The organism is Alphaproteobacteria bacterium, from assembly GCA_019695395.1.
Taxonomy (GTDB): Bacteria; Pseudomonadota; Alphaproteobacteria; order JAEUKQ01; family JAIBAD01; genus JAIBAD01.
The window spans coordinates 24,451-48,150 of record JAIBAD010000006.1 but is presented as its reverse complement, the minus strand read 5'-3'; the positions used below and the strand labels follow the sequence as shown (position 1 = coordinate 48,150).

The 23,700-nt window shown below is 33.0% G+C and carries 24 protein-coding genes and 1 tRNA gene; 11 read left to right on the top strand and 14 right to left on the bottom strand.

Translation table 11 applies throughout. The features are described from left to right. Window positions 1-2: 2 nt before the first annotated feature. Complete coding sequence (locus K1X44_02045) at window positions 3-500, bottom strand: Hsp20/alpha crystallin family protein (GenBank protein ID MBX7146071.1); 498 nt, start codon at window positions 498-500, stop codon at window positions 3-5. Between the two features lie 322 nt (window positions 501-822). Between K1X44_02045 and K1X44_02040 the strand changes: the two genes are divergently transcribed. Continuing rightward, window positions 823-1,020 carry a hypothetical protein gene (locus K1X44_02040; protein MBX7146070.1) on the top strand — a complete coding sequence of 66 codons (198 nt, stop codon included), beginning with the start codon at window positions 823-825 and terminating at the stop codon, window positions 1,018-1,020. 7 nt (window positions 1,021-1,027) lie between these two features. Here K1X44_02040 and K1X44_02035 read toward each other — a convergent pair whose 3' ends face one another. Continuing rightward, entirely contained in the window at window positions 1,028-2,176 is a 1,149-nt protein-coding gene (locus K1X44_02035; protein MBX7146069.1) for a 2OG-Fe(II) oxygenase, read from the bottom strand. Window positions 2,177-2,284: 108 nt separating this feature from the next. Here K1X44_02035 and K1X44_02030 point away from each other — a divergent pair. Next, window positions 2,285-2,361: transfer RNA gene (locus tag K1X44_02030), tRNA-His, on the top strand. 157 nt (window positions 2,362-2,518) lie between these two features. Next, window positions 2,519-2,686 carry a 50S ribosomal protein L33 gene (rpmG, locus tag K1X44_02025; GenBank protein ID MBX7146068.1) on the top strand — a complete coding sequence of 56 codons (168 nt, stop codon included), beginning with the start codon at window positions 2,519-2,521 and terminating at the stop codon, window positions 2,684-2,686. A gap of 88 nt (window positions 2,687-2,774) precedes the next feature. On the opposite strand, the gene K1X44_02020 is transcribed toward rpmG, so the two are convergent. From K1X44_02020 to aspS, 7 genes are all read right to left on the bottom strand, one after another. Beyond that, window positions 2,775-3,383 carry a hypothetical protein gene (locus K1X44_02020; GenBank protein MBX7146067.1) on the bottom strand — a complete coding sequence of 203 codons (609 nt, stop codon included), beginning with the start codon at window positions 3,381-3,383 and terminating at the stop codon, window positions 2,775-2,777. Window positions 3,384-3,517: 134 nt separating this feature from the next. Next, window positions 3,518-3,943 carry a VOC family protein gene (locus K1X44_02015; protein ID MBX7146066.1) on the bottom strand — a complete coding sequence of 142 codons (426 nt, stop codon included), beginning with the start codon at window positions 3,941-3,943 and terminating at the stop codon, window positions 3,518-3,520. A 29-nt stretch (window positions 3,944-3,972) separates the two neighbouring features. Further along, entirely contained in the window at window positions 3,973-5,346 is a 1,374-nt protein-coding gene (locus tag K1X44_02010; GenBank protein ID MBX7146065.1) for a response regulator, read from the bottom strand. A gap of 3 nt (window positions 5,347-5,349) precedes the next feature. Next, window positions 5,350-5,673 (bottom strand): response regulator, encoded by a 324-nt coding sequence (locus K1X44_02005; GenBank protein MBX7146064.1) that lies wholly within the window; start codon window positions 5,671-5,673, stop codon window positions 5,350-5,352. A gap of 163 nt (window positions 5,674-5,836) precedes the next feature. After that, window positions 5,837-6,856 carry an agmatine deiminase family protein gene (locus K1X44_02000; GenBank protein ID MBX7146063.1) on the bottom strand — a complete coding sequence of 340 codons (1,020 nt, stop codon included), beginning with the start codon at window positions 6,854-6,856 and terminating at the stop codon, window positions 5,837-5,839. Continuing rightward, window positions 6,849-7,169: a hypothetical protein gene (locus tag K1X44_01995; GenBank protein MBX7146062.1), complete on the bottom strand. Its 321-nt coding sequence runs from the start codon at window positions 7,167-7,169 to the stop codon at window positions 6,849-6,851. The genes K1X44_02000 and K1X44_01995 overlap by 8 nt, the downstream gene beginning before the upstream one ends. After that, window positions 7,170-8,960: an aspartate--tRNA ligase gene (gene aspS / locus K1X44_01990; protein ID MBX7146061.1), complete on the bottom strand. Its 1,791-nt coding sequence runs from the start codon at window positions 8,958-8,960 to the stop codon at window positions 7,170-7,172. Window positions 8,961-9,063: 103 nt separating this feature from the next. Between aspS and rnd the strand changes: the two genes are divergently transcribed. Then, window positions 9,064-10,230, top strand: a complete 1,167-nt coding sequence (gene rnd, locus K1X44_01985) for a ribonuclease D (GenBank protein MBX7146060.1) — start codon at window positions 9,064-9,066, stop codon at window positions 10,228-10,230. A gap of 55 nt (window positions 10,231-10,285) precedes the next feature. On the opposite strand, the gene K1X44_01980 is transcribed toward rnd, so the two are convergent. Both K1X44_01980 and K1X44_01975 read right to left on the bottom strand, forming a co-directional pair. Further along, on the bottom strand, window positions 10,286-10,552 hold the full coding sequence (locus K1X44_01980; protein MBX7146059.1) for a hypothetical protein: 267 nt from the start codon (window positions 10,550-10,552) through the stop codon (window positions 10,286-10,288). A gap of 79 nt (window positions 10,553-10,631) precedes the next feature. Further along, window positions 10,632-12,224, bottom strand: a complete 1,593-nt coding sequence (locus K1X44_01975; GenBank protein MBX7146058.1) for a S41 family peptidase — start codon at window positions 12,222-12,224, stop codon at window positions 10,632-10,634. Between the two features lie 231 nt (window positions 12,225-12,455). Between K1X44_01975 and guaB the strand changes: the two genes are divergently transcribed. The 4 genes from guaB (at window position 12,456) to K1X44_01955 (ending at window position 17,516) form a co-directional block, all read left to right on the top strand. Next, window positions 12,456-13,919 carry an IMP dehydrogenase gene (gene guaB / locus K1X44_01970; GenBank protein ID MBX7146057.1) on the top strand — a complete coding sequence of 488 codons (1,464 nt, stop codon included), beginning with the start codon at window positions 12,456-12,458 and terminating at the stop codon, window positions 13,917-13,919. Window positions 13,920-13,945: 26 nt separating this feature from the next. Continuing rightward, a complete protein-coding gene (locus tag K1X44_01965) occupies window positions 13,946-15,256 on the top strand; it encodes an RsmB/NOP family class I SAM-dependent RNA methyltransferase (protein ID MBX7146056.1) in 1,311 nt (436 codons plus the stop codon). Between the two features lie 41 nt (window positions 15,257-15,297). Further along, complete coding sequence (gene guaA, locus K1X44_01960) at window positions 15,298-16,851, top strand: glutamine-hydrolyzing GMP synthase (GenBank protein MBX7146055.1); 1,554 nt, start codon at window positions 15,298-15,300, stop codon at window positions 16,849-16,851. A gap of 98 nt (window positions 16,852-16,949) precedes the next feature. Next, window positions 16,950-17,516, top strand: coding sequence for a PAS domain-containing protein (locus K1X44_01955; protein ID MBX7146054.1), 567 nt, complete (start codon window positions 16,950-16,952; stop codon window positions 17,514-17,516). Window positions 17,517-17,519: 3 nt separating this feature from the next. On the opposite strand, the gene K1X44_01950 is transcribed toward K1X44_01955, so the two are convergent. Further along, window positions 17,520-17,942 carry a GcrA family cell cycle regulator gene (locus K1X44_01950; protein ID MBX7146053.1) on the bottom strand — a complete coding sequence of 141 codons (423 nt, stop codon included), beginning with the start codon at window positions 17,940-17,942 and terminating at the stop codon, window positions 17,520-17,522. A gap of 148 nt (window positions 17,943-18,090) precedes the next feature. On the opposite strand from K1X44_01950, the gene K1X44_01945 reads away from it, so the two are divergent. From K1X44_01945 to der, 3 genes are all read left to right on the top strand, one after another. Continuing rightward, window positions 18,091-18,729, top strand: a complete 639-nt coding sequence (locus K1X44_01945) for a tetratricopeptide repeat protein (GenBank protein ID MBX7146052.1) — start codon at window positions 18,091-18,093, stop codon at window positions 18,727-18,729. A gap of 71 nt (window positions 18,730-18,800) precedes the next feature. Continuing rightward, complete coding sequence (locus tag K1X44_01940) at window positions 18,801-20,144, top strand: PQQ-like beta-propeller repeat protein (protein ID MBX7146051.1); 1,344 nt, start codon at window positions 18,801-18,803, stop codon at window positions 20,142-20,144. 20 nt (window positions 20,145-20,164) lie between these two features. Next, the gene (der, locus tag K1X44_01935; protein ID MBX7146050.1) at window positions 20,165-21,502 is read left to right on the top strand and encodes a ribosome biogenesis GTPase Der; all 1,338 of its coding nucleotides are present in this window, start codon (window positions 20,165-20,167) and stop codon (window positions 21,500-21,502) included. 6 nt (window positions 21,503-21,508) lie between these two features. Here der and K1X44_01930 read toward each other — a convergent pair whose 3' ends face one another. Together K1X44_01930 and purF are read right to left on the bottom strand one after the other, a co-directional pair. Beyond that, window positions 21,509-22,240, bottom strand: coding sequence for an SDR family NAD(P)-dependent oxidoreductase (locus tag K1X44_01930; GenBank protein MBX7146049.1), 732 nt, complete (start codon window positions 22,238-22,240; stop codon window positions 21,509-21,511). Window positions 22,241-22,250: 10 nt separating this feature from the next. Beyond that, window positions 22,251-23,693 (bottom strand): amidophosphoribosyltransferase, encoded by a 1,443-nt coding sequence (gene purF, locus K1X44_01925; GenBank protein MBX7146048.1) that lies wholly within the window; start codon window positions 23,691-23,693, stop codon window positions 22,251-22,253. Window positions 23,694-23,700: the final 7 nt, after the last annotated feature.

Sequence of the window (23,700 nt, the reverse complement as noted above, 5' to 3'; positions counted from 1 at the left end):
TTTTATACAGCTTGTTTGATTTCTATCTTACGTTCTTTCGTTTGTGTTCCAACTTTTTTTGGCACTGAAAGTGTTAATATCCCATTTTTGAAATTAGCTTCTGCTTTATCAAGATTAGCAATATCTGGTAATGTTACAGCACGATGAAAAGAACCATAAGAACGTTCTTGACGAAAATAACCCTCATGCTCTTCTTTATTTTCCTGTTTCTTTTCACCTTTAATTGTAACATAGCCTTCAGAACAGTTAACTTGTACATCCTTTGCATCCATACCTGGTAACTCAACAGTAATCTTAAACTCTTTATTATTTTCAACTACATCGATAGCAGGAATAATCGAAAATGAATTTTCGTTACGATTAAACCAAGAGGGTAGAGAAATATCACTAAAAAAATCAGAAAACAGTTTATTCATTTCATTTTGGAAAGAAACGATAGGATTAGAACCATGATTTGGTTGCGTATTTTTTCCTAAATGTAATAGTTCACGCGCGGTCATAACTTTCTCCTTTTATATTAATTTATCTGCTGCTTGAATAATGATTTTTACAGGAGAATTTATTTTTATGTTTGATCAGAATCAAAAATTATAAAATTTAATTCTCTACCCTTATAGAGAGTATTTTTGATAGGAAATTAGCATACTATGTAATTTATATAAATTTTATAGGATACTGCATTAAACATATTGTTAATTTAATATTCTAAAAGTTACTCTTTTTTTACTTTTTCATGAAATAATCAATTTTACGCCATAGAATAGCCATAAAATGGGTCAATAGTTTTATTTAAGTCAAATAAATTTCACTTGGGGTTAGAAAATGTTTATTTCTTATATTTTAGACAAATTATCTTCTAAAAAAACGAAAGTAATGTATCCTAAATGCGCTATGCATGAACCCCACATAGATGAAATTTTAAACGATCCTTCTATCCAAGCCATCATGTCTAAAGATGGGGTTAAAAAAAATGATATTTTACTGCTTTTTCATAATTTTAACAGTTTATCACATCACTAAGACATTATTATTTTGGTTTAGCAACCCCAAGAGATTGTTTAAGTTGATCACGTAGTTTATCGTCCCCTAAAAAATCAAGATTTTGTTCTCTGATTTTTGCACCACCTTCATCATAAAGAAATGGCAAACAACAATATCTATTTCCTTTTACAACAGGGGTAGCTTCATGAAGTAAAGAGCAAGAAAACACAACCGCACCCCCAGTAGGCGCACGATACGTTCTTTGATCATATTCTGGAAATTTTAAATCGCCACCTTCATAATCCTCAGCATTTAAATTAATCGTAACAGCAAATCTGCGATGGGCTGTACCTTTGGTTGTGTTGTCTCTATGGGGTTTAAAATATCCTCCTTCGCCTGCACTATAGCGTGCCACAATATATCTTTCTATTCGTGTTACATGAAATTGAAACGCTTTCAAAATCTCAGGTACCAATCTTCTCTCAATACGTAATTTAATCTGGCGCTGAATTTCTTCTTCTTCAATACTATAGTCGGAGCGTCGTTTATGGTTATGATCAACAACAAGCACAGTTTTTCCTGAAGAATCATTACGCATAAATCCACTTTCCGTACCGCCTTTTAAATCATATAACTTGATCAGTTCCTGACAAAAACTTTTTTCAAATAACCTTGGAACTATTAAAATAGGCGCACCCGGTGTAACCAAACCAGTTGCGGTTAAAGGAGGTAAAGTTTTTACATAATGAATTAATTCATCCGCATGATTTTCCGGATTTTTAATTGGCAACACAGCTAAGATTCTAAGATTAGTATCTAAAATAAAACTAACTGGAGAAAAAACTTTTTTATTTTTTCTATCTGAATTTATATCAGAAATAACTTTATAAAGTTTTCCTATTTTTTGTTCAAAATCCCAAAAAAAACGAACCCCTGGAATTTTTTCCTTAGCACGTTTCTGTTTTAAATCTTCGGGATCAAAACTCACACCAAAAAACGATGCATGTTGATCTTGGAACACATTTTGGGCATCCATAATTTTTTTTAGCATAATAGAAACAGGATTTAATCCTGCCGAGCCAAAAAAACATAGCACAAGATAACGGCCTGCTGCCGAATGAAAATTATAATTCGGATTTCCTGAAGAAGGGGCTATAAACCATGGAGCCGGATCTCCTGTTGTTAATAAAGCCAAATTTTAACTCCTTATCCCTATAACATTGCTCAAAAACTAATTTATAAATATTTTAGCATAAACTCTTGACGTTATCCAATTCTCGACGTTAGATCATAGTTAAATATGGCGGGTGTAGCTCAGTTGGTTAGAGCGCCAGTTTGTGGTACTGGATGTCGCCGGTTCGATTCCGGTCACTCGCCCCATCTATAATCTTTAAAAGTTTTATCTTATTTAACATTTATCTAAGAAAAACTGAAATTATTTTTATTAATAATAGATAATTCTCTTTAGCGCCCTTACTTGACAGTTTTTTTAATTTTTTATATTTATAATATCGATCTTACTATAAAGGAATTTTTTATGGCTAAACAGTCAACAGTACTTATCAAACTCGTCAGTTCGGCAGAAACTGGTTATTATTATGTGACTAAAAAAAATGTCCGGCAAACAACAGAAAAATTACATTTCAAAAAATATGATCCTGTTGTTCGTAAACATGTAGAGTTTAAAGAAGCTAAAATAAAATAGCTTATATCACAGAAACTTTTCTTAAGTTATAAAGGGTGGATTGATTCCACCCTTTATTTATTTTACTATTCTTATTTCACTTTTATTTTTATTCTATTACACCAGGTTGTTGAGAGTGTTGATCTGGCGCTTTAATTCTCTTTTTTGGTTCATGTTGATTATCCTGCATACTGTTATCTTGACCAAAAAAATTAGGAGCAAATGAAAGTTGACTGATCTTTTTAAGATATTCACGTAAGGCATCAGCTTGCGGTCCAGGAAAGAGTACAATATTAATTTCACCCGTAGGTTTTATTGTAATAGTTCCCTGTCTACCCCCATCGTAAGAAATTGTAATTGTACCATCCATAGCTGTCGTAATAGTATCTTGAGGTGGATTTGCCATAGGGATGCCATCTCGAACTGCATCTGCAAGGGCGCCAGGGTTAAATCGCCCTATTATTGTTCCTGCTCCAGCTCCCTTTAAACCTTCTATCCAAAAACTACCATCTGCATAATTATGGGCAACGGAATCAGCAAAAAAAGTATCTGTATATTTAAAAAGTTTTTTTACATTTCTATTCTTATTATGATCATAATTAGAATGCTCTTCCAGGATAGCCAGATCATCTTTACATACACCGCCATTATTATAACCAAGCTTACACCCAAGGGCATTTTTAGTCTGTGCATATAAATCAACAGCTACTAAATTCATACTTATCAATAAAATATGAATTAAAAAAAGATTTTTAATTAACTTAATAGGCATCTTAATGAACTCTCTATATATATTAAAATAATATAGCTCTTAAAATAAATTCATAATGCCAGCAAATAATTAATAAATTATTAATTATTTACAACAATTCTTCCAGCAGAATCCAAGGTGAAATGAGGATTCCATGCTATTTCCCACAAATGTTCATCTAAATCTATAAAATAACCAGAATATCCACCCCAGAAAACATTTTGACCAGGTTTTATAATTTTACCCCCTGCTTTTTCTGCTTCTTTTAAAGTTTGATCAACTTTTTCTTTACTTGCTACATTTTGGGCTAAAGTAAATTTATGAAACCCCATACTTTCAGAAGATACACATGCATCTTCTGCTAAAGCTTTAAAATCATATAACGCTAAAATCACCCCACAATCTATAAAAGTAACATGATCATTACTAAAAGGTAATTTTTTCCAACCTAATCCAACAGAATAAAAATTATCTGCACGTTTAAAATCATGCACACCTAAAGTTACAATATTAATTCTTTGATCCATGAAATATTCTTCAACATAAATGTATAATATTATTCAAAGATAATAGGGTCATTCCCTACTTTCTTTGCTTTATCTAGTAAAGTAATTGTTTTGTTTAAAAAAGCGTCAGCAGTTTGAAAGGATTTAGTGATACAAGACCCTACAATTGTAATGGCTGTTGGTAATTTATGTGGAGCAATATCAATAATAATTTCATCTTTACTAATCATTTTGTATAAACGGTTTGCTAACATTTGCGCTGTTTGTAATGTTGTATCAGGCATAACCAAAATAAATTTGTCTTCTGATAATCTTCCTATAAAATCTGGGGAATGGATATGAACTTGCATTCGCCTTATTAAACCATGCAAAAGAGCTTCTGCTACTTGGGGATTACAATTTTTGTTTATTTCATAAAAATTATCCACGTTCACAATCATGATTGAAAGTGGTTTATTATTTTGGTCAAATTGAGCAAATGCTTTCTTTAAATAATCTGCAATATAATGTTCATTATAAAGACCGGTTAAATGATCAACCAACGCATTGGATACATTACGTTCATCAAGAATACGTAATCTTTCTTGATAATAGCTTCTCCTTACTTGTGTTCTTACACGTAATAAAACTTCTTCTCGTTCTATGGGTTTTAAAAAATAATCATTACCCCCATTTTCTAAAGCTTTGACAATTTGAGGTATGTCGCTTAAATTGCCTGTCAGAATGATAGGAACAGGTCTTGTATTTTCTTGAACTCTTAAATAGGCAATAAGCTTTAAAATTTCTTCTAGCCCAAATTCTACACTTAGAATAATAACATTATAATCATCATCCAAAGTTAATTTATCATAAACTAAATCTAAAGATGGCATATGTGTAGTTTGGCATTTTGCTTCTTGGAGTGCATCAGTAATTTTTTGGACCCAAATATTGTTTTCATGAATAAGTAAAATACGTCCAGGTCCTATATCTTCAATTTCATCAGCCATAATCGTGGGCATAAGATAAAATTGCCCCATAGTAGATTCTCTCATATATAATTCATCTATCATCTTTTTGAGATGTACCAACGATTTGGTACGAGCTAAAAGAGCCATATCATTAATTGGTTTCGTTAAAAAATCATCGGCTCCTGCTTCTAGACTTAAACTACGATGAACAGGTTCACTTGACGCTGTAATCATCACAACAGGAATGTCTGCAATTGCTTTGGTCGATCTTATTTTCTTACAAACTTCAAACCCATTCATTCCAGGCATCATCACATCTAACAAAACTAAATCAGGGGGCTGCATTTTCATCATTTCAATAGCGGCTTGACCATTTTCAACAGTGATTACATCAAAACGCTCTGCAGTTAGTCTTGCCTCCAACAATCGTAAATTGGCGGGAACATCATCAACAACAAGAATACGTGCGGGCATAATTTAGCTCAAAAAATTTTGGATTGTTTGTAAAAAATCGGCAATTGAAATAGGTTTTGAGATATAAGCTTCACATCCACTTTCTCTAATCTTTTTTTCATCTCCTTTCATAGCAAAAGCAGTAACAGCAATAATAGGAATAGTTTTTAACTTTTCATCTTCTTTAATCCATTTAATAATTTCTAAACCTGAAATTTCTGGCAGTTGAATATCCATTAGAATAAGATCCGGATTTTTTTCACGTGCAAGTTTTAATCCATCGATACCTTGTCTTGTTTGCAAAATTGTATAACCTTGAGCTTCCAAAAGGTCATTAAACAATTTCATATTAAGCTCGTTATCTTCAACAATAAGTATCGTTTTGTTTGTTTTTTGGTTTTCCGCCACAGCGATCCCTTTTTAATGTATAATTTGATCGTCTATAAGACTTCATATAATCATACATTATAGCAATAATAAATCTCTTTTTGTTAATTTATGTATATTTTAACTATCCTTTAGGTTGTTGTTGCGTAATACAATGAATACCACCCCCACCTTCAACAATATCTAAAGCATCTAATTGAACGAGTTTTCTGTCTGGAAAGATTTTTTTAAAAAGATCAAAAGCTTCTTGATCTTTAGAATCTTTAAAAAAAGGAATAATAACACCTTTATTAGGTAAATAAAAATTAATATAAGATAACGACATGCGTCTTCCATCATCTAGGTAGCGAGGATTAGGTTGTTCAATTTCAATAATTTCTAAAGAGCGATTTAACGCGTCTTTTTCTTTTTTCAAACAAGCTATATTTTCTTGCAATATTTTATAATTTCCATCGTTTTTATCCTGGGTTGATAAGGCTAAAACAATCCCAGTTTTTACAAAAGCTGCAACCTCATCTATATGGCCATCTGTATCATCATCTTCAACACCACCTGGAAGCCAAATAACTTTTTTAATTCCTAAAAAATTATAAAAAATTTCTTCAATATCTTTTTTTGTAAGACCAGGATTACGATTGGGGTTTAATAAGCAACTTTCTGTTGTAATTAAGGTTCCTTGGCCATCCACATGGATAGCCCCACCTTCGGTTATTAAAGGAGCTTTAAAACAAGGTAAAGATAGATGATTTAAAACACCTTCAGCTATCTTTGCATCTTGGTGATGTGATGCATATTTATTTCCCCATGCATTCCATCCCCATGCGACACCTGCTGTTTCACCTTTAGCATTGATTAAAAAAGTTGGTCCATTATCACGCATCCAGGAATCATCATGAGGAAAATTTATAATAGAAATTTTAGATCCACAATAATGACGTACTTCACCCTCTTTACCAGTATTGCATATCATCGTTATAGGTTCCAATTCTGCAATAGCCTTGGCTACACGTCCATAAGCTTGATAAGCTCTCTCTATTTTTTTACCCCACAGTTCCGTTCTTGTTGGCCATTCCATCCAGCAACCTTTATGATGTTCCCATTCAGCCGGCATATAAAAACCATTTTCTATTGGCATTTTATTCATTAAAGAAATTCCCATTTTCCTGGTTCCAATAATAAGAACCTATATACTGTTCTTCTAGGGTAAAATCATGACATTGGTGATCTAAATTTTGATAGTGAACAAAATAATCCTTTTTAAATTGATCAAAATTTTCTTTTAAATCCCAATGATCAATAGTTATATAATCACCCTCATTATTGTTAAGTAATCTTGTCCCTTTATACCCTGAAGATAAGCTAAAAAGTTTAGCCCATTTACCCTGATCTTTATAAAATTTTTCAAATATATGCCGAGATTTTACCTCTACTTTATATCGCCATAAAATTATGTACATCTATATATCTTTTTTTAAACTGGGTGGTAAATTTAAACGAATATAAAGTTCTTTTAATCTTTCTTCTGGTACTTCTGCAGGTGCTTGCATTAAAAGATCTTCAGCTTTCTGATTCATAGGAAATGCAACGACTTCACGAATATTTTTTTCATTCGCAAGCAACATAACAATACGGTCAATTCCAGGTGCAGATCCACCATGAGGTGGTGCCCCAAATTTTAAAGCATTCAACATACCACCAAAACGTTTTTCAACCTCATTTTTATCATAACCTGCAATAGAAAAAGCCTTATACATAATATCAGGCAAATGATTACGTATGGCTCCACTTGAAAGTTCAATACCATTACAAACTATATCATACTGATAAGCTTTTATATCTAAAGGATCTTTAGTTTTTAAGGCTTCTAATCCACCCTGGGGCATGGAAAAAGGATTATGACTAAATTCAATTTTTCCTGTATCTGGATCTTTTTCATACATAGGAAAATCAACAATCCAACAAAATTCAAATCGTTGTTTGTCAATCAGATTTAATTCTTCCCCGAGACGGGTACGAATTTGCCCCCCTATTTTTTCAACTTTATCTTTATCATGACATAAAAAGAAAATAACATCCCCATCTTGACATTGAAGACGAGATTTTAAAGTTTCAATTTCTTGAGAATCTAAACTTTTAGCAATAGGACCTTTGATATTATTGTCTAGAAAAGAAAGATGAGCAAGTCCTGGTAATCCTTGTTCTTGAACCCACTGTGTTAATTTATCAAAAAAACTTCGTGGTTTACTTGCCGCACCAGGTGCCTTTATCGCTCTTATAATTTGACCTTGTCCAAGAGCACGAGCAAAAATATCAAATTTACTATTACGGAATATATCACCCACATCGTGCATATAAATTGGATTACGTAAATCTGGTTTGTCGGTGCCATATTTTAATAAAGATTCATAATAAGGGATCTTGATAAAAGGGGGTTTATTAATATGGCGACCTTCAGCAAATTCTTCAAAAACACCATATAAAACTGGTTCTAGTGCTTGAAAAACATCTTCTTGGGTAACAAAAGACATTTCAAAATCAAGTTGATAAAATTCGCCAGGTGAACGATCTGCCCTACTATCTTCATCACGAAAACAAGGGGCAATTTGAAAATATTTATCGAATCCTGCAATCATTAAAAGTTGTTTAAATTGTTGGGGCGCCTGGGGTAACGCATAAAATTTACCGGGATGCAATCTACTTGGTACCAAAAAATCCCTGGCACCTTCAGGACTACTTGACGTTAAAATAGGCGTTTGAAATTCTGTAAAACCTTGCGCAATCATTCGATTGCGGATGCTGGAAATAACCTTTGATCTTAATGTGATGTTTTGATGTATTTTAAGACGACGTAAGTCAAGAAAACGATATTTTAATCTTAATTCTTCACTACTATCTTCGTCACTATTTACAGAAAAAGGTACTTGTTCTGATAAAGATTGTACCAAAAAATCTGCCATCTTAATTTCTATAGTCCCTGTGGCAAGTTTAAGATTAACTGTTTCTTCTGTTCTTTTAACTACATTTCCTATAATTGTGACCACACTTTCCACTTTTGTTGATTCTATAAGATCAAAAAATGGGCTAGACATATCAGCAACACATTGGGTTATGCCATAGTGATCACGTAAATCTAAAAACAATAAATGCCCATGATCGCGCTTACGATGCACCCAACCTGATAAACGGACTGTTTTGCCAACATCTTCTAATGTTAAAGCGCCACAAGTATGGGTACGATATAGATGCATAAACTTACCTCTTTATTTAAATAAACTCTATCAATTATGATATGTGCTTTACCAGGTCTAAAACAATTAGGCAATCATGGACTTATAATTTGGAATATCTTTAATGAATTTTATTGAAAACACAGAAACCCTTGAATTATTTTGCCACAATTTAAAAGAAGATACTTTATTGGCAATTGATACAGAATTTATTCGACAAACAACATATTGGCCGAAACTATGTTTGATCCAAATTGCTGGTGAAAAAATATCAGCCGTTATTGATGTGTTAAGCCCTAATCTTTGTCTTACACCTCTCTATGATCTTTTAACTAAAAAATCTGTTATTAAAATTTTTCATGCAGCACGCCAAGATATTGAAGCTATTTTTCATCTTACAAAACTTATACCTACACCTATTGCCGATACACAATTAATGGCGATGGTTTGTGGTCTTGGGGAAACTTTAAGTTATGAACATCTTGTTTTAAATATCGTTCAAAAACAAATTAATAAAAAACACCAATATACAGATTGGTCACAAAGACCTTTAAGCCTGGAACAACTTGATTATGCACTTAATGATGTACAGCATCTTCATACAATTTATCATTATTTAAATAATCAAATTAATAATATGAATAGATCCCATTGGATTAAAGAAGAAATTAAAATTTTAGAATCACCACAGACATATAAACCCATTCCAGAAAAAGCTTGGACACGATTACATTATCAAAATTTAAAAAAACCTTCCTTATTTATTTTACAACATCTTGCAAGTTGGCGAGAAACAAAAGCTCAGCATGATAATATAAATAGAAATTCAATCATCAAAGATTCAGTTTTAGAAGAAATTGCAAAACACATACCACAAACAGCTAAAGCATTATCAAAAATACGGGGTATTACATCAAAATTTATGTCCGATATACACAGCACAGAGTTGCTAAATATCATTCTTGAAGCAAAGAAAAAAATTGATCGAGATGATACATCTTATAATTTCTTCTATAAAAACCTATCCAAAGAACAAGAGCAAATAATTCATTTATTTAAAATCTTACTCAAAATTAAATCAAATCAATATATGATATCATCCAAATTAATCTGTTCAAATGATGATATCGAAAACTTTATTCTTACCCCTAATAACGGATCAGAAATAGATCTCGATTTTCTTAAAGGGTGGAGGTACGAAGTTTTTGGTCAAGAAGCTATGGCTTTAAAACAAGGGAAATTAGCCATGATAGTTAAAGATGATCATATTACCCTTGTAAAAAATCCTTAATAATACCAAGAGATAGGTTGTTAAAATACTACATCTCTTATTTTATTGGCATATTTTAATTAATAGACGGTGTTTCTCTACAAATCCAAACTGTTTTCGTAGGACAAAACCAGCTACTATAACCTTGACCAACAACAAAGGGATATAAGTCAAATTCACGGCAATGTTCTCTAGCCTTGTCATAATCATCTTGCTCACTTCCCCAAAGTGCATTGCGGCATGTTGTTACCGAGTTATTTGTTTCCTGAACTATTTCTGATGCACATGACGTTAATAAACATGCCAATACAATTTTCTGCATGATAGAAAAATATGATTTCATAATTTCATAACCTCTTTCCCCTAATAGTTAAGATTATATATAAATTGATTAGCTTATCAACCTTAAGGAACCATAAACATCAATTCTGTGTATTTATAACCAAATTTGCATTGCCTAAATTTATTGATTTATTTAAACTTAAACCAATTTCATAAAGAGAAACATCAGAAATAATTTTTTCAGCCATTTTAACATCTGTTTCAAGTTCCAAAGGTCTACCCGGACACAAATTCCGTAATTTGATAAGCGACGTTTGATCAGAAGATAAAAGTAGGCTTCTGGCATAAAGAGGTGAAGATAAAAGTTTACCTGTTTTTAAATCAAAAGCTGTTTGGTCAATATTTTGTGCAGAATTCCTAATACATACAGCTGGTAAGACACCAAGATTATTTAAAGAATAGCCAGAAGGGGCATGAAATTTTGCCCATGTTAATATAAGTTCCCCCTGATTAGGTAAAGTTAAAACTGTCTGTACTGTACCTTTTCCATAAGAATTCGTACCAATAACAACAGCTCTTTTATTATCTTGTAAAGCTGCTGCAACAATTTCCGCTGCTGATGCAGAATTTCCATTAATTAAAACAACAATAGGAAGACCATCTAATATATCACCCTTGGTAGCTTCAAATTTTTGATAACTATCGGGATGCCGTCCTCGAGTTGAAACAATAACACCTGAATTTAAAAAAAGATCTGCTACAGATACTGCTTGATCTAGTAATCCGCCAGGATTACTTCTAACATCTAAAACAATCCCCTTAAGAGGTTTTTGATTTTCATTTTTAACAGCATAGATAGCACGAAGAAGACTTTCCGTTGTCTCTAAATTAAAATTATAAATATGAATATATCCTATATCATCTTGACGCTTATAAGATACTGTTTCTGGAATCACCAACATTCGACGTAGTTTTACTTCAAATATATTTTCTGGAAATGGACGTTGAATTTTCAAAGTAACATTACTATCAATTGAACCACGCAACTTACGAATAATTTCATGGTTTTTTAAATTATTTATAGGAATTCCATCGATTTCCAAAATAACATCATTAATCTTAAGGCCTGCTCTTTCTGCGGGTGTATAATGCATTACAGAAACAATTTTTGTCATACCATTTTGTACAGAAATTTTAACACCTATGCCACCAAACCCATCCCTGGATGCTCTATTATCAGCAGCAATTAAAGCACTTGCATAATGAGAATATGGATCAAGCTTAGTCATAATACCAGAGTAGGCAATTTCATAAAGATCTTCTCTTGGCATCTTCTGTAAAACAGAAGAATTTTCGTACATTGCCATAAAAGCTTTCGTCGTAAGAGAAGCCCATTTATCTTCTTTATGAGTACCTGGAATTTTATCCTCTAAAAGGATAGTGTCCGTTTTTTTCAGAACAACTTGGCCTTCTTTTTGTTCAAGAGATAAATTGGCATCCAGGGCAGATAATTTACCTAAAGCAGCAAGACTTATAGTTTGAAAATCTGGATCATCAATATAATATTTATCTATATCTTTATAACCAGAAAGAAAAAATTGCTTGTCATCATCAAAGGTTATTTCGCCTTTTTGGCTGTTACCACCGCAAGCTTGCAAACTAATAATAAGTAAGCTTAATCCAACCCATAACCCATAAGTCATATATTTATATAATTTAAATAAAAAAAACATAACCATTCTTTAAAAAAATAACCTAGACCCCTGTTTTCTACTATCAAACGCCCCAGAAACTTAGTCAAGACAAGAAAAACAATAAATAAAAATAAAATATAAAAATAAGAGTTTAAAGTTATTTTACCCTTAAATTTTACTATTATGGCCATATAATGGCTGGTCTATTGATAATTTTTACGATACAACCAAATTATTGTCTTAATAATTTCTTACTTTATAGGATGAATTATGGAAATTCGCAAAGCTCTTACTTTTGATGATGTTTTATTACGTCCAGCTTTTTCTACTATTCTTCCGCACCAAGCTGAACTTAAAACAAATTTAACATCAAAAATTAGTTTAGGAATTCCCCTTATTTCAGCAGCTATGGATACAGTTACAGAAAGTAAATTGGCCATAGCTATAGCCCAGGCAGGTGGATTGGGTATTATTCATAAAAATCTTGCAATTGATCAACAAGCAGACGAGGTGAAAAAAGTAAAAAAATTTGAAGCTGGAATGATTGTTGATCCTGTCACAATATACCCTGATCAAGTTTTGGCCGACGCTTTAGAATTAATGGCAAGATATGAGATATCTGGGATACCAGTTGTTGAACGAGCAACAAATAAATTGGTTGGTATTTTGACCCATCGTGATGTACGTTTTGCAAGAAATCTTCAAGAATCAATACAAAAATTAATGACCAAAGATAATTTAATTACTGTTAATTCCACTGTTGATAAAGAACACGCAAAAAATTTGCTCCATGACAATCGAATTGAAAAGCTTCTTGTCGTTGATGAAAATTATCGGTGTACAGGACTAATCACTGTTAAAGATATAGAAAAGGCACAAAATTTTCCTGCTGCTTGTAAAGATTCTCATGGCCGGCTTTGTGTTGGTGCTGCTATAGGTGTTGGATCAAAAGGATTGGAGCGGGCCAAAGCCCTTTTGGATGTTGGGGTTGATATTCTAGTTGTAGATACAGCTCATGGCCATTCCGCTGGCGTCCTTGATACCATTCACCAATTAAAATCCTTGGATAAAAAATGTGATATTATTGCAGGCAATATTGCGACAGCAGAAGCAGCAGAAGCATTAATTAAAGCGGGCGTTAACGCTATCAAAGTTGGTATTGGACCAGGATCAATTTGTACAACCAGAATTATTTCTGGCGTTGGAGTTCCCCAATTAAGTGCTATTCTAGAAACAAGCGAAATAGCCAAAAAATATAATATTCCTGTAATTTCTGATGGGGGAATTAAATATTCTGGGGACATTGCCAAAGCTATTGCGGCAGGTGCTGATTGTGTCATGATAGGGTCTTTATTTGCTGGTACAGATGAAAGCCCAGGAGATGTCGTGCTTTATCAAGGTCGATCTTACAAATCATATCGTGGCATGGGATCTCTAAATGCCATGAGCCAAGGATCTGCAGACCGTTATTTTCAAGATAACACCGCTGATATAACAAAATTAGTTCCAGAAGGTGTTGAAGGACGTGTTCCATATCGTGGACCTGTCAGCAATATTATCCACCAATTAGTAGGTGGATTACAAGCAGCTATGGGATATACAGGAAATAAAACTATTAAAGACATGCAAGAAAAATGTATTTTTCAAGAAATCACGGCATCTTCTTTAAGAGAGAGCCATGTTCATGACATCGATATTACACATGAAGCTCCTAATTATCGTACAGATTTTTAATTATTCAATCAGCAAACATCCATCCTATGCAAGCAGGCGCTATATTACAAGCATGTCTTGATCTTCTTCATGAATTAAAAGAAGAAAAAAAACCTGCAGACGAATTAATTAATCAATATTTACGTAAAAGACGATATATAGGGAGCTCAGATCGTCATCAAATTACCGATTTATTTTATTTAATTATAAGAACATGGGGACATCTTACTTGGTGGGTCCATCATCATAAAAATGAAAATTCTTCCCCAAAGGAACGTTTATATTTAATCGCTTGTTTAATGTTAAATAAAAAATGGCCCTTAAAAAAAGTTCTTTCTTTATTTAATGATCAAAAGTTTTGTCCACCATCACTTACACAACAAGAAATTAATTTTGCCCAACATTTAGAAGGACAATCTCTTGACCATCCTAAGCAAGATCAACCTACACAATTTGAAACACCCATTTGGATATTTAAACATTTTAAAAAACTTTATCCCACAAGTTATAAGAAAGAATTACAATCTTTATCTCAAGAAGCACCTTTTGATTTACGTGTTAACATTTTGAAAACATCAAGAGAAAAACTTTTTGACATGTTAACCAAGCAAGGACTATCCATCCAATATTGCCCTTTATCACCTTGGGGGCTTAGAACCAATAAAAAATTTCCGTTAGCTCAAATGGATATATTTAAGCAAGGTCTAGTAGAAGTTCAGGATGAAGGTTCGCAATTAATAGCGTGGCTCGTTGATGCCCAAACCAATATGAAAGTCTTAGATTTCTGTGCAGGTGCAGGAGGTAAGACTTTAGCCCTAGCTGCCACTATGCATAATAAAGGTCAAGTTATAGCTACAGATATTTCTACAAAACGAATTAACCGGGCACCCCAAAGATTACGTCGAGCCGGAATTCATAATGTTCAATGTAAAGCTTTAAAACAAAACGATCCTTGGATTAAAAGACATCATAATTTTTTTGATAGAGTGTTAATTGATGTACCATGTAGTGGTTCGGGTACTTGGCGACGAAATCCTGAAGCCAAATGGCGTTTAACAGAAGAAACACTTCAAAATTTACAAAAATTACAACAACAAATATTGGAAAAAGCCCATATGTTAGTTAAGACTGGTGGGCGTCTTATTTATTCTACATGTTCTTTATTTAAAGATGAGAACGAAACTATTTTAAATGATTTTTTAACACATCATAAAAACTTTTCCGTTATTCCTATTCCTAAAATTTGGGCAAAATTAACTAAAAACCCATGCCCTACCCATGAAGATTTTTTACAATTAACACCCGCACAACATCATACCGATGGGTTTTTTATTGGTATCTTAGAAAAAAACTGTTAGGAATATTCAATTCTTATATAAAATAATAAACAAGGATTTTCATGGATATTAAAGAAGACCGGATTTTAATTATTGATTTTGGTTCGCAATTTACCCAGCTTATCGCAAGACGTGTCAGAGAACATAAAGTTTATTGTGAAATATGGCCTTATAATAAAGACATTACTCACATCACTAATTTTAAACCTAAAGCTTTAATCCTATCAGGTGGTCCTGCCTCTGTTATTGATGGCAATGCACCTAAAATTTCCAACGATATATTTAAATTAAATATACCTATATTAGGTATATGTTATGGACAACAAATTTTATGTCAGCAATTAGGTGGTCAAGTTGAAAATTCCACCTTCCGTGAATTTGGTCGGGCAGAATTAACTCTTACAAACCATTGCGCCTTATTTTCAGATGAATGGTCCCATAAAAAATTTCATGTTTGGATGAGCCATGGGGACCGTATTGTGACTTTACCTGAAGGTTTTAAAGCTATTGCAACAAGTTCCCATTCTCCTTACGCCATAATTGCCAATGAACAGAAAAAAATTTATGGGATTCAATTCCATCCCGAAGTTGTTCATACAGAGTATGGTAGTGACCTTATTAAAAATTTTCTTTATAAAATTGCCCAATGTAAAGGTAGCTGGACAATTAATGAGCTTCATAAACAACTTATTCTAAATCTCCAACACCAAATTGGTCATGAGAAAGTGATTTGTGGATTATCTGGGGGTGTTGATTCTGCAGTTACAGCAGTTTTATTACATGAAGCCATTCGGGATAATTTAACCTGCATTTTTGTTAATAACGGTCTCTTGCGTGAAGGAGAAGCCGAAGAAGTTATTTCATTATTCCGCCAACATTATAACATTTCTTTAATTTATAAAGATGCAAGTGACCTTTTTATAAATGCCCTTAAATCGATTGAAGATCCTGAAATAAAAAGAAAAACAATTGGCCGATTATTTATTGAAATTTTTGAAGAAGAAGCCAAAAAACTGGGAAATGTAAAGTTTCTTGCTCAAGGGACACTTTATCCTGATATTATCGAATCGCAATCTGCGCAAGGTGGGCCAAGTGTCACTATTAAATCTCATCACAATGTTGGTGGGTTACCTGAAAAAATGAACATGTCTTTAGTTGAACCTTTAAAAGATTTATTTAAAGATGAAGTACGTCATCTTGGTCAAATTATTGGATTACCTAAAGATTTTATTAAGCGTCATCCTTTTCCAGGACCAGGATTAGCCATACGCATTATAGGTCCCATTACTTTAGATAGGCTTTCTATTCTAAGAAAAGCCGACAAAATTTTTATTAGTCTTCTTAAAGAATTTCACCTTTACGATAAAATATGGCAAGCATTTGTTGTATTATTACCTGTAAAAACTGTTGGTGTCATGGGGGATAGCAGATCTTATGATTATGTATGTGCTTTACGTGCTATAACATCAACCGATGGCATGACAGCTGATTCTTATCCTTTTGACCATTCTTTTTTAACCTTGGTTAGTACAAGAATCATTAATGAAGTTAAAGGTATTAATAGGGTTACTTATGATATAACCTCTAAACCACCTGCAACTATTGAATGGGAATAATATTAAGAACTTATTAATATTTGTATTTTATAATTACACAAATTACTTTAAAATAGATTTACTAGGTTAAAGTCACCCTTTACTTAAAAGTATCTGATATGTCTGCAGAACCAATTAAAGAAAATCCAGCAAATTGTAAAGACAGTGAAACTCATCGTTTACCCTTTGATCAAATCGAAAATGAAAAACTTCGTCAATTGGTTCAATATTGGGAAAGTTTAAGAAAAGGCAGAAAAATGCCATCTAGATCAGATATTAACCCTGTTGACTTATCCTTTATGTTGGGATGGATAATTTTGCTGGAAGTTCATCATACAGGAATACCAGATGATCCTTTTCATTTTCGTTATCGCCTTGTAGGGGCCGAATTAGAAAAAGTTAGTCAAGTCCAATTCCAAGGTAGATGGGCCCATGAGCTTAGTGACAATTTTCAACGTTATGCTGCCCTTTTAGCATTTAGTGAAGCAGCAAAAACTGGGGAACCTAATTTTTATCATATTATTTTACGCCGAAATGAAAAAGAATTGTTTTATGAACGGGTTACTTTACCTTTAACAGCTGGTATTGATACAAAACCAGAAATGTTACTTGTTGGTATATCTAATGGAAAATCCCGCTATTATTTTGTTGATAGCCCAGCCATGAAACCTAAAGAAAATAACTAGATCTTAGGTATTTGAATCCATTCTTCGATGATACGCTATATTACAATGTTCAGAACAATAGGGTTTTCCTACTTCTACAACTTGACCACAAAATTGAAAATCTGATTGTTTGGGATCCCCTATAGGCCACATACATGTTCTTTGAACAATAGGTGGGGCTACCGATACAGAAAGTGTAGAAGAAGGCTTTACTTTCTTTTTAACAGTGTTTTTTTCTACAACAACAGGTTTCTTTTCGGGAATTTTAGGTATAGATTGTGGTGAAGAAGATACAGTAGGACGACTAGCCAAACCTAATCTATGCACTTTACCAATCACAGCATTTCTAGTAAGACCTTCTCCTAAAATTCTTGCGATTTGACTGGCTGATTTTCCTTGCCCCCAAAGATCCTTTAAAAGGTTTATTCGTTGTTCAGTCCATTGCATAATTATTAACCCTTTTACAAACTAAAACAAATTTGTATAGTATCAAAGTAATTGTAATCTTCCAATTCCATTCTAACAATAGGCAATAAATTTTATCATAAAAAATTTTTAATAGAATTCTACAATCTTCAAACATAGGAAAAATAAAGTGAGTGATATATTGCATGAAATTGACGAAGATCTACGTCGGGATCGCTTATTAAATCTATGGAAAAAGTATAATAAGCACATCCTTGGTCTTATATTATTTATATTAATAACTATTATAGGAACAAATTTTTGGAAATCCTATAATCTTAACCAACAAATGAATCGTGGGTTAATATATCAACAAGGATTAAATGCCAGTAAATTAAATAGTTTTGAAGCTGCAGAAAGTGCTTTTGAGAAGCTTTTAGATAAACAGGATATATATGCAACTTTAGCACGCTTTCAAATTGCAAATATCAAACAAAAAACAGGCAAAGTAAACGAAGCACAAAGTATTTATGAAAATTTATCCCAAGATAAAAAAATTGAAAAAGATTTACGTGATTTAGCCCAAATTACTTTACTTTTACAACAATTTGATAAACTTGATCCTAATCAAATTAAAATATTAGAAGGATTAGCAACCACAGAAAATATCTGGCAACCTTTAGCTTTGAATTTTTTGGGACTTTATTATTATAAAAATGGTGATTTAGAAAAAGCAAAACAATATTTGGAAAAAACATCCGATAATTTATCAACATCATCAAACTTAAGAAATCAAGCAACAGAAATATTATCTATAATAAAAAAATAATTCTGTATTTATAAATTTTTTCTTACTAAATAAATTATTATACTTTTATACACTATAAGTTGAAAAATATTGTGTTTTTAAAATCAGGCAAAACAATTTTTTTTCTCAAAGTATTTATCCCAGCTTTTATTTTAATGAGCTGTGATACTTTTCTTGGAAATCCCGAAACACCACCCTTACCTGGGGAAAGAATATCTATTCTTAAATTAAATCAAGAATTAGCGGAAGATCCAAATCTGTCCGACTTAAAAATTAGCTTACCAGAACCCATACAAAATCAAGATTGGGCCCAAGATGGGGGAGCAGCTAATCATAACATGCAACATGTTACTTTGCCCGAAAATTTAGAAAAAATTTGGTCAATCAGAGTGGGCCAATCAGCCAACAGTGAACGTAAATTTTTAACTTCTCCTATTGTGGCTTATAATCGTGTTTATACCTTAGACCCTTCATTAATTTTGAGTTCGATTGATGCAACAACAGGAAAATTTTTTTGGCGCATAGACCTTACAACAGCAGGTGAGCAAGATGATTTATTTGGGGGTGGATTAGCTGTTGCCGATAATAAAATTTTTATAACAACACCTTTTGCTAAAATATTTGCTCTTGATGCATTAACAGGGGATCTTTTGTGGGAAACAGCCGTACAGGGTCCAATTAAATCATCCCCTGTTGTTGTTAAAGATAAATTATTTGCAATTACAATTGATAATCAGCTTATTGCTTTATCAACAGAAACAGGTGATAAATTATGGACACATTCTGCTGTTTCTGATAGCCCAGGATTATTAGGGGGAAGCACACCTGCTGCGGAGGAAAATACCGTCATTGTACCTTATAATTCAGGTGAAGTATTTGCTCTACGTTCAGAAAATGGGCGCATACTTTGGTCAGAAAATATGACCGTAGTCAATAGTACCGAAGATCAAACTTTATTATCAAGTATAAGAGCTAAACCGGTTATTGATAAAGATCAGGTTATTGTTATGAGCAATAATGGTATTTTAGCATCTATTGATTTACGCCGCGGGGTACGTTTATGGGATGCTAATATTGCAGGAACACAGACCCCATGGGTTGCTGGTAATTTTATATATGTGATTAGCAGCAATAATGAACTTATCTGTCTTTTAAGAGAAGATGGACGTATTCGTTGGATTCAATCTTTACCTGTTTATGAAGACGAAGAAGAACGTTCCACACCTATTTCATGGTTTGGACCAATTTTAGCTGGAGATAGATTAATTATTACTGGATCTGATGGAACTGCTTTATCTATTTCGCCTTATACTGGTGAAATTTTAAGCCAACAAATTATCTCTGATCACATGTCTGTAGCTCCTATTGTTGCAGAAAATAAACTTTTTTTTCTTGATGATCGCGGCAGAATTACCTCTTTCCAACAACCTCAATAATTTTTACATCATAGATTAATATGACCTTTAAAATCGCACTCGTTGGAAGACCAAACGTTGGAAAATCAACTTTATTTAATAGATTAACAAAAACATCTTCCGCTCTTACACATAATCAACCTGGTGTTACACGAGATAGAAAAGAAAAAACTATTGAATTCAATAAAATACCTTACACTATTATTGATACACCAGGATTAGAAGAGGTATCTATTGATACTTTACAAAACCGAATGCAGCAACAAACAATCTATGCACTTGAAACAGCTGATTTAATCCTTTTTCTTTTTGATGCACGGGCAGGCATTACAGCGTTTGATAGATATTTTGTTCAATGGATCAGACGTTTTAATAAACCTATATTTTTTCTAGCTAATAAATCAGAAGGTATAAATAATTTTTCCATCTTATTTCATAAAGATTTATTAAAATTAGGTATAGATAAAATTAATGCCATTTCTGCAGAACATGGAGATGGAATACACGATCTTTATCAATTAATTAAATTAGCATCCCAAGAATATAATTTGGATTTTGTTGAAAAACCTAAAGAAAAGCCAATTTTTATTACAGTTATTGGGAGACCCAATGTTGGGAAATCCAGTATTATCAATCAGTTGATTGATGAAACACGCCTTGTAACTGGTCCTGAAGCAGGAATTACTAGAGATTCTATTGCTATTCAATGGACATTCAAAAATAAATTATTTCAACTTACAGATACAGCGGGACTTCGAAAAAAATCTAGGGTTTTAGATAAACTTGAACATTTATCTAATAAGCAAACTTTCGAAAGTTTAAGATATACAGATATTGCTTTATTAGTGATTGCGTTTCCTGATTTGCTAGAAAAACAAGATTTAATTATTGCGCAACATATCGAAAAAGAGGGACGTGGATTAATTATTATAATTAATAAATGGGACCTTGTTGATAATCCTCAATCCGCGCTTGAAAAATTTAAAAGAAAATTACAAACTAGCTTACCTCAAAATAAAGGCGTTAGATTTATCACTGTTTCTGCGCTGACAGGTAAAAATATTGACAAAATTATGGATGAAGTTCTCACTACATATCAATTATGGAACCAACATATTTCTACCGCTAAGCTTAATAAATGGATTCATCATGCTACGGCAAACCATCCACCGCCTCTTCTTAAAGGTAAACCTATTAAATTTCGTTATCTTACCCAAATAAAAAACAGACCACCAACTTTTAAAGTATTTGTAAATTATCCAAATCAAATTAGTGAAACATATACACGTTATCTTAAAAATAGTTTAAGGGATACCTTTAATTTACCAGGAATACCTATAAGAATAGAATACCACAAAACAGATAATCCATATAAATAGATTTAATTAATAGTTTTTAGAAACATCTTTCCAAGCAATAACGTCACCATGTTTTATACATGTTTCTGAAGCTAGATCCAAAAAAAGTTTAGCCACCTCTTCGGGTCGTGTAAGATTTTCTGGATTTTCTCCAGGAAAAGCTTTAGCACGCATAGATGTTCGTGTACCACCAGGATTAATTAAATTAACTTTTATATTTGTATGTTCTACTTCTGCTGCATAAATTTTTACCATCATATCTAATCCTGCTTTACTAACCGCATAAGAACCCCAATAAGGATATATTTGACTTCCTGCAGTTGAAGTAACAAAAATAACTCGCCCGAACGGAGCTGCTCTTAATAAAGGGTCAAAGCTTCTAAGTAAACGATAATTAGTAGTAAGGTTGGTTGATAATACTTTATCCCATTCCCCAGGATTAATATGTGTGATCGGCGTTAAAGTCCCTAAAATAGCTGCATTCCCCACTAAAATATCTAGATAACCATAACGTTCAAATATAGTCATAGCTAAATGATCCAATGCAGTCCAATCATTAACATCTAACGGAACTAATGTTGCTGTACCACCTAAAGCCCTAATAGCATCATCAACTTCTTCTAAAGATGCTTGTGTACGTGCGACCAAAATTACATGAGCACCCTCTTTGGCAAATTCTTTTGCAACGGCAGCACCAATACCTTTTGATGCACCTGTAATTAAAGCAATTTTGCCAGTTAGTTTTTTAGAATCATTCATTAAAAAAATTTTATCTAATCAGAGGTAATTGAATGACATCGCTCGTTTGAACATTATCAGTTAAATGGGTTGGATATTCCCCGGTAAAACAAGCATCACAATATTGTGGTACGACTGGGTCACGCGACGTTTGACCTACAGCTTGATAAAGCCCATCAAGAGATATAAAAGCTAAGCTATCGACACCAACAATTTTTGCCATAGTTTCAATATCATTATATGCTGCCAAAAGTTCTTTTCGTTCTGGTGTATCAATACCATAAAAACAGGAATGTGTTGTTGGTGGACTGGAGATACGCATATGAACCTCGGTTGCACCTGCCGCACGTACCATTTCAACAATTTTCTTTGATGTCGTTCCTCGAACAATGCTATCATCAACTAAAACAACACGTTTACCTTTAATGTAAAGGCGATTTGTATTATGTTTAAGTCTAACACCAAAATTGCGAATTGTCTGAGAAGGTTCAATAAAAGTACGTCCAACATAATGATTTCGAATAATACCTAATTCAAATGGAATGCCTGATTGAACAGAATATCCTAAAGCTGCAGGAACACCCGAATCAGGTACGGGTATAACGACGTCAGCATCAACTGGATGTTCTTTTGCCAATTGTTCACCTATGGCTTTTCTTGCGTTATATACACTTTTCCCTTCAATAACACTGTCGGGCCTTGCAAAATAAATATATTCAAAAATACAAAAACGTGAAACCTGTTGAACAAACGGATGATAACTTTGAATGCCCTGGTGATTAATCACAATCATTTCACCTGGTGCAACATCACGTATAAATTGAGCCCCAATAATATCAAGGGCACATGTTTCTGAAGCTAGAATCCATGCTTGGCCAAGTTGCCCTAAAACTAAAGGTCGAACTCCTAAAACGTCTCTTACACCTATAATATGATCTTTAGTCATTGCCACCAAAGAATAAGCACCTTCAATTTGATGTAATGCATATGTCATTTTATCCACGGCAGAACGACGTGTACTGGTTGCCATTAAATGAGTGATAACTTCCGTATCGGTCGTGGATTGGAATAAGGAACCTCGTGAAACTAATTGGCGCCGTAATGTCAAAGCATTGGTTAAATTACCATTATGCGCAATAGCAAACCCACCAAACTCCATTTCTGTAAATAAGGGTTGAACATTACGCAAAGCTGTTTCACCAGTTGTTGAATAACGTACATGCCCTATAGAAATAGATCCTTTAAGTTTAGATGCAATATCTTCAGAGCAAAAATGATCTGTTACATAACCCAAAGCTTTATGCGAATTAAATTGAACACCATCATGTGTAACAACACCCGCTGCCTCTTGTCCACGATGTTGTAAAGCATGTAGCCCTAAGATAGTATGGGCTGCAGCGTCTTCTAAATTAAAAACTGCAAATACTCCACATTCGTCTTGCCAACGATCTTTAAAAGTAGAATAAGCAGTCATTTAATTA